Origin of the sequence: Streptomyces crystallinus, assembly GCF_039521265.1 — a bacterium.
Classification (GTDB): Bacteria; Actinomycetota; Actinomycetes; order Streptomycetales; family Streptomycetaceae; genus Streptomyces; species Streptomyces crystallinus.
In genome coordinates, this window is sequence record NZ_BAAACA010000037.1 from 62,521 (window position 1) to 75,233 (window position 12,713).

Below are 12,713 nucleotides of genomic sequence, written 5' to 3' on the forward strand. Positions count from 1 at the left end.
GCCGGTGCGGCGTCGGCCGATGCTTGACAACCTCAAGTGCTTGATTACCCGAAGCAACTAGAGTGACGGTAAACCTCAAAGGTTGAGATCGTCAAGTTTCTCGCGGTAAGGTGGCGCCATGTCTGGAACCAGCCGCCCGGCCGCCGTGACCGACGCCGTCACGAACGACGCGCTCATGGACGCCCTCTGGGACTCCCTGGCGGACTACTACGGCGACTTCACCACCGCCGCCGCCGAGGCCGGCCTCACCGCCAGCCAGGCCAAGGCCCTCACCGTGCTGCGCCGCGGCCCCGCCGCGATGCGCTCCCTCGCCACCACGCTGCACTGCGACGCCTCCAACGTCACCGGCATCGTGGACCGCCTGGAGAGTCGCGGCCTGGTCCGCCGCGAGCCCAGCCCCACCGACCGCCGGGTCAAGAACGTCCTGCTCACCGAGGAGGGCGTACGGGCCGTGGAGACCGTCCGGGCCGGGATGCACGGCACCCACAGCGCCCTGGACGCCCTGGCCGGCGCCGACCGCGGCGCCCTGCACGAACTGCTGCGGCGCCTGTTCACCGGCCCCGGCGCCCGCTCCGGCCGGGGCCCGGGGACCGTCGGCTGACGTCTGGTCCGAGGACCACCGGCTGACGCCTACGCTGGACGTATGAGTACGTTGCGCCGACGGGGCACGGTGACCGGGCTGCCCGAGTGGGACCGCTGTGCGGTCATGGGCGTCGTCAACGTGACGCCCGACTCCTTCTCCGACGGCGGCCGCTGGTTCGACACCGCGGCCGCCGTGAAGCACGGCCTCGACCTCGTCGCCGAGGGCGCCGACCTGGTGGACGTCGGCGGGGAGTCGACCCGCCCCGGCGCGACCCGCGTCGACGAGGACGAGGAGCTGCGCCGGGTCGTGCCCGTGGTGCGCGGACTCGCCGCGGAGGGCGTCACCGTCTCCGTGGACACCATGCGCGCCGCCGTCGCCGAACAGGCCGTCGCCGCGGGCGCGTTGCTGGTCAACGACGTCAGCGGCGGCCTCGCCGACCCGCGCATGATCCCCGTGGTGGCCGCCACCGAGGCCCCCTTCGTCGTGATGCACTGGCGCGGCTTCAGCAAGGACATGAACAGCCGCGCGGTGTACGCGGACGTGGTCGGCGAGGTCGTCGCCGAGCTCCACGCGCGCGTGGAGGCCGTCGTCGCCGGCGGCATCCCGCCCGAGCGGATCGTCCTCGACCCCGGCCTCGGCTTCGCCAAGCAGGCCGAGCACGACCTCGCGCTCGTCGCCCACCTGGCCGAGCTGCGCGCCCTGGGCCGCCCGCTGCTCGTCGCCGCCTCCCGCAAGCGCTTCCTGGGCCACGTCCTGGCCGGCGACGGCTCCGGCCCACCGCCCGCCCGCGAGCGGGACGCCGCCACGGCCGCCGTCTCCGCCATCGCCGCCCACGAGGGCGCCTGGGCGGTCCGGGTCCACGAGGTCCGCGCCACGGCCGACGCCGTACGCGTCGCGCGCGCGGTCGAGCAGGCCTCGGGCGGCCCCGCCGGGACGACCACGTGACGGCCCGCACCGACGTGGAGGCCGTCGAGCGGGCCAACACCGCGTTCTACGAGACGCTGGAGCGGGGCGACTTCGACGAGCTCTCCGAGCTGTGGCTGAGCGCCACCGACGCCGGGGACACCTCGATCTCCTGCGTCCACCCGGGCTGGCCGGTCCTCTCCGGCCGTGGCGAGGTGCTCCGCTCGTACGCGCTGATCATGGCGAACACGGAGTACATCCAGTTCTTCCTTACCGATGTGAAGGTCGTCGTCCTCACCGACACCGCCGTGGTCACCTGCACCGAGAACATCCTCAGCGGCGGCCCCGCCCAGGAGAGCGGCGAGCTCGGACCGCTGGTCGGCCAGCTGGTCGTCGCCACCAATGTGTTCCGCCGCACATCCGAGGGCTGGAAGCTCTGGTCCCACCACGGCTCCCCCGTCCTCGCCGAAACGGGCGACGACGAGGCGTCGGAGGATTAAAGCCGGGGACTACGGCCGTTGAAGAGGGTGCTTCCGAGGATTGAACCAAGGGCCTCTGGGTAGGGGCGGGTACCAGTCCCGACGCCGTCTGTCCATAGCCCCCGTGGGCGAGCGCTGTCAGTGCTCGCAGGTAGATTCGATGGTGGGTACGGAGCCGCCCGCACGCGGCGGGTGCCCGACCGACCAACGACAGCAGGAGTGATTCGCGTGGATCGTGTCGCGCTGCGCGGCCTCAAGGCCCGCGGGCACCATGGCGTCTTCCCCCGGGAGCGCGAGGAGGGCCAGACCTTCATCGTGGACCTGGTGCTCGGCCTCGACACCCGCCCCGCGGCGGCCGACGACGACCTGGCGAAGACCGTGCACTACGGAGTGGTGGCCGAGGAAGTCGTGGATGTCGTCCAGGGCGAGCCGGTCGACCTGATCGAGACGCTGGCCGAGCGCATCGCCCAGCAGTGCCTGAAGCACGCGGGGGTCCAGCAGGTGGAGGTGTGCGTCCACAAGCCGGACGCTCCGATCACCGTCCCCTTCGACGACGTGACCATCACCATCACCCGGAGCCGAGTATGACTGTGTTCTCCCACAAGAGCCCGCAGAGCGACCCGACCGTTCAGCCGGTGCCCGCCTCCGTGGTCGAGCAGGTGGACGCGGCCGATGTCACCCTCTCCAACCCCCAGCGCGCCGTGATCTCCCTCGGCTCCAACCTCGGCAACCGCCTGGAGACCCTCCAGGGCGCCATCGACGCGCTGGAGGACACGCCGGGCCTGCGGGTCAAGGCGGTCTCCCCGGTGTACGAGACGGAGCCGTGGGGCGTCGCCCCGGGCTCCCAGCCGTCGTACTTCAACGCGGTGGTCGTGGTGAAGACGACCCTGCCGCCGTCCTCCCTGCTGGAGCGCGGCCAGGCCATCGAGGAGGCCTTCGACCGGGTCCGCGACGAGCGCTGGGGACCGCGCACGATCGACGTGGACATCGTTGCCTACGCCGATCTCGTCGTGGACGACCCGGTCCTGACGCTGCCCCACCCGCGCGCCCACGAGCGGGCGTTCGTCCTCGCCCCCTGGCAGGACGTGGACCCGCAGGCCCAGCTCCCCGGCCGCGGCCCGGTGGCCACCCTGCTCGACACGATCGGCCGCGAAGGCGTGCTTCCCCGCGCCGACCTGGAACTCCGCCTGCCCGAGTAGTCGTTAGGCTGCTGACGGCGAGTAGGTTCCGAGTGAAGGGCACTCTTCGGTGAAACAACTGCGGCTGGGCGTACTGGCGGGACTCTTCGCCGTCGCCGGAGTGCTCTCCTGGGCGGGCGCCCGCCTGTGGGACTCCCTGGGCACCCTGCCGAGCGTCCCGCTGGCCGCGCCGATCGTGCTGGCCGTGATCGCGGTCATCCTCCTCGCCACGGCCCTGTCGATCCGCTCCCGCCTGCGCGCCCAGCGCGAGCGCCGCCCCGGGGCGAAGGGCGTGGAGCCGCTGATGGCGGCCCGAGCGGTCGTCTTCGGCCAGTCCAGCGCCCTGGTCGCCGCCCTGGTCTCCGGGATGTACGGCGGCACGGGCGTCTTCCTGCTGCGCTCCCTGGACATCCCGGCCCGCCGCGACCAGGCCATCTACGCCGGCTTCTCGGTGGCGGCGGGCATCGCGGTGGTGGCGGCGGCCTTCTTCCTGGAACGGGTCTGCAAGCTCCCGGAGGACGAGGACGAGGGCAAGGCGCCGGCGGCGTAGCGGGCTTTCCCGCCGTCTGTCACCACGCCTGGCGCACGAGGTGACCGTTCACCAGGAACGTGGGCAGCGGACCCAACCGGAAGCCGTACAGCGTGAACGGCTTGTCGGGCACCGCCCGGGAGCGCACTTCACGCACCTCGGTCCACGTCGACTCCGTCAGCTCGATCGGATGCCGCTCCGCACGGAACGTACCGCGTGCGGGCCAGCTGTCAGCCAGCACGAGACGGGAGACCTTGCCGTCGGTGCGGGGCGTGAACCGTGCGCCGACCACCTTCGCGATCTCCGCGAGGAACGGCACATTGGCGCTGACGACGACGCGCGCGGGCCACCGACGGACGCGGCAGCCGTCCCCGTCGGCGTAGCCGTCCAGGAATCCCTCGAACACATCCTGGTCATGCAGGACGACGCGCGGGAAACGCTGACGCAGGTGGTGGGTGTCGCCACCGACGTACTGCCGCAGCAGATCCGCGAGATACGACGAGACGACGCGCACCCGAAAGCCCGGCAGGTCCCTCCCCAGATAGCCCGATGGCCGTGTGACGGGCTCCACCCGCGCCGCCAGACCGGTGGCAGCGGTGACCGCCGACGCGTACCGAGCGGCGAACTCCTCGTTGTTGACCACGAGAGAGACATAGTTCTTGCCGACCGTACCGTCGGCGCATGTGGCACCCACGAAGTAGCCGAACTGGCGCCCGGGCCGGATCGTCAACCGTTCCCGGCACAACTTGCGCGCAGGTGTCCACGCCAGCACCGTCCCGGCGGCGTCCCGGGCATGCACCCAGCCGTCCGGAGTGCCCAGCAGAAGCTCGGGGGCTACGTTCACCGTCTGGCGGCTCGGAACCCCGTACCCCATGGAAACCTCCGGATCAGCGAGTACTCCGCTGATCACGGACCGTATCGGGCACCACTGACAACGGGCCTACCGCGCCAGTATCAGGCTCATCGCCTCGGCCCGGGTCGAGGCGTCCCGCAGCTGACCGCGCACCGCCGACGTGGTCGTCTTCGCTCCGGGCTTGCGAATGCCGCGTACCGACATGCACATGTGCTCAGCCTCGATCACCACGATCGCGCCCCGCGCCTCCAGGATCCGCATGAGCGAGTCGGCGATCTGCGTGGTCAGGCGCTCCTGGACCTGGGGCCGACGGGCGAACACGTCCACCAGACGGGCCAGCTTCGACAGACCGGTGATCTTGCCGGAGTCAGCCGGGATGTAGCCGACGTGGGCCACCCCGTGGAACGGCAGGAGATGGTGCTCGCAGAGGGAAACGATCTCGATGTCCTTCACCAGGACCATCTCGTCGTGCCCCAGGTCGAACGTCGTCGTCAGCACGTCCTCGGGTTCCTGCCGGAGCCCTGCCAGAATCTCCCGATAAGCCCGCGCCACCCGCGCCGGCGTCTCCTGCAGGCCCTCGCGGTCCGGGTCCTCGCCGACCGCGATGAGGAGCTCGCGCACGGCGTTCTCGGCCCGCTTCTCGTCGAACTCGCCGATGCGGCCCACGCCGTCCAGCGTCACCGGGTCGGTCATCTGTGCCTCGTTCCTCGTGTTCCTGCACCGGCGCACGAAAAGCGCCGCGCCCCCACAGGCTAAAACCTGGGGGGCGCGGCGTGCATTCCGGGTCCGAGGAGCCGGGGGTCAGCTCTCGGGGCGGTCCTCCGTGCCCGGGAGCTGCTCGGTCGGGACCGAGTCGGTCGGGGCCGAGCCGTTGGCGGTGGTGGCGCCGTTGGTCAGGGCCAGCTCCCGGGGGGAGAGGACCGGCGGGCGGGTCGACGGCGTACGCCGCGAGGAACCCGTCCAGGCCGGACGCGCGGGGCGCCGGATGATCGGAGCGAAGATCTCGGCGATCTGCTCCTTGCCCAGCGTCTCCTTCTCCAGGAGCTGGAGGACCAGGTTGTCGAGGACGTCGCGGTTCTCGACGAGGATCTCCCAGGCCTCGTTGTGCGCGGTCTCGATGAGCTTCTTGACCTCTTCGTCGACCAGCGCCGCGACCTCTTCCGAGTAGTCGCGCTGGTGCGCCATCTCGCGGCCCAGGAACGGCTCCGTGTTGTCGCCGCCGAACTTGATCGCGCCGAGCCGCTCGGTCATGCCGTACTGCGTGACCATCGCGCGCGCGGTGGCCGTGGCCTTCTCGATGTCGTTCGCCGCGCCCGTGGTCGGGTCGTGGAAGACGAGCTCCTCGGCCGCGCGCCCGCCCAGCATGTACGCGAGCTGGTCGAGCATCTCGTTGCGGGTGGTCGAGTACTTGTCCTCGTCCGGCAGGACCATCGTGTAGCCGAGGGCACGGCCGCGCGACAGGATCGTGATCTTGTGGACCGGGTCCGAGTTCGGGGAAGCCGCCGCGACCAGGGCGTGTCCGCCCTCGTGGTACGCAGTGATCTTCTTCTCCTTGTCGGACATGATCCGGGTCCGCTTCTGCGGGCCCGCCACGACGCGGTCGATGGCCTCGTCCAGCATGTGGTTGTCGATCAGCTTCTGGTTGCTGCGCGCCGTGAGGAGCGCCGCTTCGTTCAGCACGTTCGACAGGTCGGCGCCGGTGAAGCCGGGGGTGCGCCGGGCGACGGCCGCGAGGTCGACGTCCGGGGCGACCGGCTTGCCCTTCTGGTGGACCTTGAGGATCTCCAGACGGCCCTGCATGTCCGGGCGGTCGACCGCGATCTGGCGGTCGAAGCGGCCGGGCCGCAGGAGGGCCGGGTCGAGGATGTCGGGCCGGTTGGTGGCGGCGATCAGGATGACGCCGCCCTTCACGTCGAAGCCGTCCATCTCGACGAGCAGCTGGTTGAGCGTCTGCTCGCGCTCGTCGTGGCCGCCGCCGAGGCCCGCGCCGCGGTGCCGGCCGACGGCGTCGATCTCGTCGACGAAGACGATCGCCGGGGCGTTCGCCTTGGCCTGCTCGAAGAGGTCGCGGACACGCGAGGCGCCGACACCGACGAACATCTCGACGAAGTCGGAGCCGGAGATCGAGTAGAAGGGGACGCCTGCCTCGCCGGCGACGGCGCGCGCGAGGAGGGTCTTGCCGGTGCCGGGCGGACCGTAGAGGAGCACGCCCTTGGGGATCTTGGCGCCGACGGCCTGGAACTTCGCCGGCTCCTGGAGGAACTCCTTGATCTCGTGGAGCTCCTCGACGGCCTCATCCGCCCCGGCCACGTCCGCGAACGTGGTCTTCGGGGTGTCCTTGGTGATGAGCTTCGCCTTGGACTTCCCGAAGTTCATGACCCGGGAGCCGCCGCCCTGCATCTGGTTCATCAGGAACAGGAAGACGACGACGATGAGGACGAAGGGGAGCAGCGAGAGCAGGATCCCCACGATCGGGTTCTGCTTCGAGGGGGAGACCGTGTAGCCCTTGGTCAGGTCTCCGCTGTCGAACTTGCCCTGCAGCTTGTTGGCCAGGTTGGTGCCCTGGGCGTCGCCGATGTAGCTCGCCTGGATCTTGCTGGCGCCCTTGACCTTCTGGCCGTCCTTGAGCTCCGCCTTGATGACCGACTCGTCGCCGGTCGTGATCTTGGCCTGCTCTACCTGGTTCTTGTCGATCGCCTGGACGACCTCGGAGGTGTCCACCGTCTTGTAGCCGCCCGACGAGCCGACGACCTGCATCAACACGACCACGGCGAGGACGGCCAGCACGATCCACATGACCGGCCCACGGAAGTATCGCTTCACGTCCATCCATACGGAGCGAGAACGCCCCGTCCCTCCTGCCCGTAGGTAAATGCTGCTGTGAGAAAAGACTGTTCTTCGGACGGTACCCCAGCATTGTCACCCGCGGCCGCAAGGGACGGCTGGCAAACCCGCCTTCCCAAGCTCCAACGCGGGAAGGGGGCTCTGGGTTCCCGGCCGGGTTCCCGGCTCAGCCGCCGTAGACGTGCGGAGCGAGAGTCCCGACAAAGGGGAGATTGCGGTACTTCTCGGCGTAGTCGAGACCGTAACCGACGACGAATTCATTCGGAATGTCGAACCCGATCCACTTCACGTCGATCGCGACCTTTGCGGCATCCGGCTTACGGAGCAGCGTGCAGACCTCGAGGGAGGCGGGCTCGCGGGATCCGAGGTTGGAGAGCAGCCAGGACAGCGTGAGGCCGGAGTCGATGATGTCCTCGACGATCAGGACGTGCTTGCCCTTGATGTCGGTGTCGAGGTCCTTGAGGATCCGGACGACGCCGGAGGACTGGGTGCCCGCGCCGTAGGAGGAGACGGCCATCCAGTCCATGGTGACCGGGGTGGACAGCGCGCGCGCCAGGTCCGCCATGACCATCACGGCACCCTTGAGGACGCCGACGATGAGGAGGTCCTTGCCCGCGTACTCCGCGTCGATCTTCGCGGCCAGCTCGGCCAGCTTGGCGTCGATCTCTTCCTTGGTGATGAGCACCGACTGGAGGTCGGTGCCCATGTCCTTCTCGTTCACCCGGGCCACTTTCGTTGTACGTACGTGAGCTCAGCTCTGCCGGATGACCAGTCTGCCACCCTGCCGCCGTGCCTCGACGCGCCCGGGGAGGTTGATGGCCCGCTGGCCGCGCCAGCCCGTGATCAGGCGGTCGACCTCCTCGACGTGGCGGGCGAAGAGCGAGCCGGCGGGGGAACCGGCGTCGATGAGGGCCTTGCGCAGCACCCGGCGGCGGACCGCGGCGGGCAGCGCGTAGAGCTTCTTGCACAGCAGCTCGCCGGCCTCGTCCCGTACCGAGGGGTCGGCGTCGGCGGCCCAGGCGTCCAGGGCGTCGGCGTCGTCGCGGGAGAGCTCGGCGGTGCGCGCCAGCGCCTCCACGACGCCTTTGCCGAGCGCCTTCTCCAGGGCGGGCAGGCCCTCGTGGCGCAGCCGGGAGCGGGTGTAGGCGGGGTCGGCGTTGTGCGGGTCGTCCCAGACGGGCAGCGACTGGACCAGACAGGCCTTGCGGGCGGTGTGCCGGTCGAGCTGGAGGAAGGGGCGGCGGTAGCGGCCGTGGGCGCCGGAGACGGCGGCCATGCCGGACAGGGAGCGGGTGCCGGAGCCACGGGCGAGGCCGAGCAGGACCGTCTCGGCCTGGTCGTCGCGGGTGTGGCCGAGCAGGACGGCGGCGGCGCCGTGGCGCTCGGCGGCGGCGTCCAGGGCGGCGTAGCGGGCGTCCCGGGCGGCGGCCTCGGGGCCGCCCTCGCGGCCCACCTTCACGGCGATGGACTCGACCGGGTCGAGCCCCATCGCGGTGAGCCGGGCGGCGACCTCGGCGGCGCGCTGGTCGGAGCCGGGCTGGAGGCCGTGGTCGACGGTGACGGCGCCGGCGCGGACGGAGAGCTTGCGGGATTCGAAGGCGAGGGCGGAGGCGAGCGCCATGGAGTCGGCGCCTCCGGAGCAGGCGACGAGGACCAGGGGGCCGTCGGCGCCGCCCTCGCGCGCGATGTCGCGGGGGATGGTGTCGGGGGGCGGGGTGCGGCCGTCGCTGAGGACGAGCGCGTCGCGCAGGATGTCGTGGAGAACGCGGCGGACCGCCAGGCGTATCGCCGCGACCGCAGGATGGGGACCCATGTCCGGTGCCCTTCGGTGAAGTTGGGGGGTGCCTCGGGACGAGGGAAAAGATCGGTCACACAGAGTGCGTAGATGGTGACAGAACCGAGCCGATACCCGAGCATTGCACGCCTACCCATGCCCTACGGTCCCTCGGATGGGTGATCCTGCGCATTTCCGGGGGACAGATGAGGGCCCCGGGTACGTGGGTGCGGTCGGCGCTCGCGGGGTCAGCCCTCCGTCCGTCGGTGCACCCGCGCGACCCAGTCCGCCGGTTTGGCGATCTCCGCCTTGGTGGGCAGCGTGTTCGGCGAGGTCCAGACCCGGTTGAAGCCGTCCATGCCGACCTGGTCGACGACGGCCCGCACGAACCGCTCACCGTCGCGGTACTGGCGCAGCTTGGCATCGAGGCCGAGCAGCTTGCGCAGGGCCTGGTCGAGGCGGGAGGCGCCCTTGGCGCGGCGCTGCTGGAACTTCTCGCGGATCTCCGCCACCGACGGCACGACCTGCGGTCCGACGCCGTCCATCACGAAGTCGGCGTGGCCCTCGAGGAGCGACATCACGGCGGTGAGGCGGCCGAGGATCTCCCGCTGGGCGGGGGTCTGCACCAGCTCGACCAGGGACCGGCCGCTGTCGCCCTCCTCGCCCTCGGGGCGGCTGCCGGTGAGCGACTGGGCGGCTTCGCGCAGCCGCTCCAGGACGGTCATCGGGTCGACGTCGGTCTCACCCAGGAATGACTGGATCTCGCCCTCGAGGTGGTCGCGCAGCCAGGGCACTCCGGTGAACTGGGTGCGGTGGGTCTCCTCGTGCAGGCACACCCAGAGCCGGAAGTCGTGCGGGTCGACGTCGAGCTCGCGCTCCACGTGGACGATGTTGGGGGCGACCAGGAGCAGCCGCCCGCCGCCGTTCTCACCGGCCGGGAGCTCGCGGGTGGGCGGCGCGAACGTCTCGTACTGGCCGAGCACCCGCGAGGACAGGAAGCTGAGCAGCATCCCCAGCTCGACGCCGGTGACCTTGCCGCCGACCGCGCCGAGCACGGCGCCGCCGGGGCTGGTGCCGCGACGCTCCTGCATCTTGTCGAGCAGCGGCTTCAGGACCTCCCGGAAGCCCGCCACGTTGGCCTTGACCCAGCCCGCGCGGTCGACCACCAGGACGGGGGTGTCGGCCGGCCGCACGCTGTCCGGGATCATCCGGGTGAACGTCCGTACGTGTTCCTCCGAGGCCTTGGCGTGCCCGCGCAGCTCGGAGACGACGGCGCGCGCCTCGTCCCGGCTCACTTCGGGGCCCGGCCTCACCAGCCGGGTCGCGGTCGCCACCGCGAGGTTCCAGTCGACCATCCCAGGAGATGCGGCACCACCGATGCTCGTCATGCGTCAACCGTACGTTGTCCTTCCCCGAGGGGGAGGGGGGTTGACGCCGGGCGGTCACCGGGCGGCGGCCGCCGGTCCGGCCGAGCAGCCGCAGCGGGCGAGGCGCTCGGCGAGCCCGTCGAGGGCGCGCTGGGCCGCGTCGGGGCCGGGGGTGTCCGAGGCGAGGAAGGCGAAGGTGAGCAGGTGGCCGTCGGCGTCCACGACCGTGCCCGCGAGCGCGTTGACGCCGGAGAGGGTGCCGGTCTTGGCGCGGACGAGGCCGGTGCCGGACGAGGCGGCGCCGTAGCGGCCGCGCAGGGTGCCGGTGAACCCGGCGACCGGCAGCCCGGTGAGGACCGGGCGCAGCTCCGGGTGGGCCGGGTCGGCGGCGCGGGCCAGCAGCAGGGTGAGGAGTCCGGCGCTGAGGCGGTCGGCGCGGTCGAGGCCGCTGCCGTCGGCGAACCGGGCGGCGGCGGCCTGCGGCAGCCCGAGCGCGGCGAGCCGGTCGGCGACCGCCCTGGCGGCCCCGTCGAAGTCGGCCGGGCGCCGGGCGGCGATCGCGGTCTGCCGGGCGAGCGCCTCGGCGAGGTCGTTGTCGCTGTTGGTCAGCATCCGCTCGACCAGGTCGGACAGCGGCGCGGAGAGCGTGCGGGCGAGCTCGGCCGCGCCCTGCGGGGCCTTGCCCGGCCGGGGCGCGCTCACGGTGATCCCGCGCTCGCGCAGCAGCGAGGCGAAGGTGCGGGCGGTGTCCCCCGCCGGGTCCCCGCTGCGCGGCGCGGGGCCGCTGTCGCTGTGGTCGGTGCGGCCCTCGTCGGTCATCAGGGCGACGACGGGCGCGAGGTTCTCGTTCGGGCCGATGGGGTGCAGCTCGGGGCCGCTGTAGCGGGAGAGGTCGTAGGTGAGGGAGGCGGTGGTGGCACCCCGGGTGCGCAGGGCGCGGACGGTGGCGTCGGCCAGCGCGCGCAGACCGTCCTCGCCGAGCGTGGGGTCGCCGCCGCCGACCAGGGTGAGCGCGGTGCCGGTGGCGGGGGCGACGACGGTGGTGGGGATGCGGTGGCCGGGGCCGAGCGCCGACAGGGCGGCGACGGCGGTGGCGATCTTGACGGTGGAGGCGGGTGTCATGGGGGTGTCCGCGCGCTGCCCGTAGAGCTGCTTGCCGGTGGCCGTGTCGTACACCGCGGCGGCCGGGCGCGGGCCGAGGCCGGGCGCGGCCAGCAGGGGGCCGAGAGCCTGGTCGAGGGCGGTCTCCGCCGGGGCGTTCAGGGGGGCGCTCAGCGCGGCGAGCACGCCCCTCGCGCTGGGCGCGGGCGCTGGTTGAGGGGGCGCGCTCAGGTGATGTGCGCCACCTGTTCGCCGGTGAGCCGCTGCGCGGTCGCGCTCCGCCGTACGCTGACCCGAGTCCCAGGGACCGGCCGTGGCCACCGCTCCGGCCGCCACCGCCAGGCCTACCGCAGCCGCACCCGCCATGAGCTGCCATGTCTTGGGTCCCGGCACCGAGGACCAGCCCCTTTCGCGATCACACACCTGCGTGAGGGACACTTAATCACCAGAACTGCGTCTTGCCGCGAACATGGCACTCCGGGTCAGCACCGGCGGCCCGTCCGGCTGAGTGTCCCGGGCCCGGCCCGGGGGACGCAGAACCGTCCAATGCATGTGCTGATCATGGAGGAGAGCCACCCGTGGAGTTCGACGTCACCATCGAGATCCCGAAGGGTTCGCGGAACAAGTACGAGGTGGACCACGAGACCGGCCGGATCCGCCTGGACCGTCGGCTCTTCACCTCGACCAGCTACCCGGCGGACTACGGCTTCGTCGAGAACACCCTCGGCGAGGACGGCGACCCGCTGGACGCGCTCGTCATCCTGGACGAGCCCACCTTCCCGGGCTGCCTGATCCGCTGCCGCGCCATCGGCATGTTCCGTATGACCGACGAGGCGGGCGGCGACGACAAGCTGCTCTGCGTGCCGGCGTCCGACCCCCGGGTCGAGCACCTGCGCGACATCCACCACGTCTCCGAGTTCGACCGCCTGGAGATCCAGCACTTCTTCGAGGTCTACAAGGACCTGGAGCCCGGCAAGTCCGTCGAGGGCGCCAACTGGGTCGGCCGCGCCGAGGCCGAGGAGGAGATCAAGGCCTCCTACAAGCGCCTCGAGGCGCAGGGCGGCGCGCACTGACGCGCCCCTGAATCCGTACGACGACGGGC

14 protein-coding genes are annotated in these 12,713 nt (G+C 71.6%); 7 read left to right on the forward strand and 7 right to left on the reverse strand.

Annotation, left to right across the window (positions count from 1 at the left end; translation table 11 throughout):
- Positions 1 to 118: 118 nt before the first annotated feature.
- The 6 genes from ABD236_RS25555 to ABD236_RS25580 all read left to right on the forward strand — a co-directional run bounded on the left by ABD236_RS25555 (position 119) and on the right by ABD236_RS25580 (position 3,693).
- Complete coding sequence (locus ABD236_RS25555) at positions 119 to 601, forward strand: MarR family winged helix-turn-helix transcriptional regulator (protein ID WP_425543951.1); 483 nt, start codon at positions 119 to 121, stop codon at positions 599 to 601.
- A gap of 42 nt (positions 602 to 643) precedes the next feature.
- Positions 644 to 1,528, forward strand: a complete 885-nt coding sequence (gene folP / locus ABD236_RS25560) for a dihydropteroate synthase (RefSeq protein WP_344077279.1) — start codon at positions 644 to 646, stop codon at positions 1,526 to 1,528.
- Positions 1,525 to 1,986 carry a nuclear transport factor 2 family protein gene (locus ABD236_RS25565; protein ID WP_344077281.1) on the forward strand — a complete coding sequence of 154 codons (462 nt, stop codon included), beginning with the start codon at positions 1,525 to 1,527 and terminating at the stop codon, positions 1,984 to 1,986. Before folP ends, ABD236_RS25565 begins: the two co-directional genes overlap by 4 nt.
- A 207-nt stretch (positions 1,987 to 2,193) precedes the next feature.
- Positions 2,194 to 2,553: a dihydroneopterin aldolase gene (gene folB, locus ABD236_RS25570; RefSeq protein WP_101389407.1), complete on the forward strand. Its 360-nt coding sequence runs from the start codon at positions 2,194 to 2,196 to the stop codon at positions 2,551 to 2,553.
- Positions 2,550 to 3,164, forward strand: coding sequence for a 2-amino-4-hydroxy-6-hydroxymethyldihydropteridine diphosphokinase (gene folK, locus ABD236_RS25575; protein ID WP_344077284.1), 615 nt, complete (start codon positions 2,550 to 2,552; stop codon positions 3,162 to 3,164). Before folB ends, folK begins: the two co-directional genes overlap by 4 nt.
- A gap of 49 nt (positions 3,165 to 3,213) precedes the next feature.
- Positions 3,214 to 3,693 (forward strand): DUF3180 domain-containing protein, encoded by a 480-nt coding sequence (locus ABD236_RS25580; protein ID WP_344077286.1) that lies wholly within the window; start codon positions 3,214 to 3,216, stop codon positions 3,691 to 3,693.
- Positions 3,694 to 3,712: 19 nt separating this feature from the next.
- Here the strand turns inward: ABD236_RS25580 and ABD236_RS25585 are convergent, their stop codons facing one another.
- The 7 genes from ABD236_RS25585 to dacB form a co-directional block, all read right to left on the reverse strand.
- Positions 3,713 to 4,546: a hypothetical protein gene (locus ABD236_RS25585; protein WP_344077288.1), complete on the reverse strand. Its 834-nt coding sequence runs from the start codon at positions 4,544 to 4,546 to the stop codon at positions 3,713 to 3,715.
- A 66-nt stretch (positions 4,547 to 4,612) separates the two neighbouring features.
- The gene (folE, locus tag ABD236_RS25590) at positions 4,613 to 5,218 is read right to left on the reverse strand and encodes a GTP cyclohydrolase I FolE (protein WP_344077290.1); all 606 of its coding nucleotides are present in this window, start codon (positions 5,216 to 5,218) and stop codon (positions 4,613 to 4,615) included.
- A 108-nt stretch (positions 5,219 to 5,326) separates the two neighbouring features.
- A complete protein-coding gene (gene ftsH, locus ABD236_RS25595; protein ID WP_344077292.1) occupies positions 5,327 to 7,354 on the reverse strand; it encodes an ATP-dependent zinc metalloprotease FtsH in 2,028 nt (675 codons plus the stop codon).
- A 181-nt stretch (positions 7,355 to 7,535) separates the two neighbouring features.
- Positions 7,536 to 8,075, reverse strand: a complete 540-nt coding sequence (gene hpt / locus ABD236_RS25600; protein WP_067161225.1) for a hypoxanthine phosphoribosyltransferase — start codon at positions 8,073 to 8,075, stop codon at positions 7,536 to 7,538.
- A 45-nt stretch (positions 8,076 to 8,120) separates the two neighbouring features.
- Complete coding sequence (gene tilS / locus ABD236_RS25605) at positions 8,121 to 9,182, reverse strand: tRNA lysidine(34) synthetase TilS (RefSeq protein ID WP_344077294.1); 1,062 nt, start codon at positions 9,180 to 9,182, stop codon at positions 8,121 to 8,123.
- Between the two features lie 209 nt (positions 9,183 to 9,391).
- Positions 9,392 to 10,531 (reverse strand): zinc-dependent metalloprotease, encoded by a 1,140-nt coding sequence (locus ABD236_RS25610; protein WP_344077296.1) that lies wholly within the window; start codon positions 10,529 to 10,531, stop codon positions 9,392 to 9,394.
- A gap of 54 nt (positions 10,532 to 10,585) precedes the next feature.
- Positions 10,586 to 11,977: a D-alanyl-D-alanine carboxypeptidase/D-alanyl-D-alanine endopeptidase gene (gene dacB, locus ABD236_RS25615; RefSeq protein ID WP_344077522.1), complete on the reverse strand. Its 1,392-nt coding sequence runs from the start codon at positions 11,975 to 11,977 to the stop codon at positions 10,586 to 10,588.
- A gap of 212 nt (positions 11,978 to 12,189) precedes the next feature.
- Here dacB and ABD236_RS25620 point away from each other — a divergent pair, with 212 nt between their 5' ends.
- Complete coding sequence (locus ABD236_RS25620; RefSeq protein WP_101389400.1) at positions 12,190 to 12,684, forward strand: inorganic diphosphatase; 495 nt, start codon at positions 12,190 to 12,192, stop codon at positions 12,682 to 12,684.
- Positions 12,685 to 12,713 lie beyond the last annotated feature (29 nt).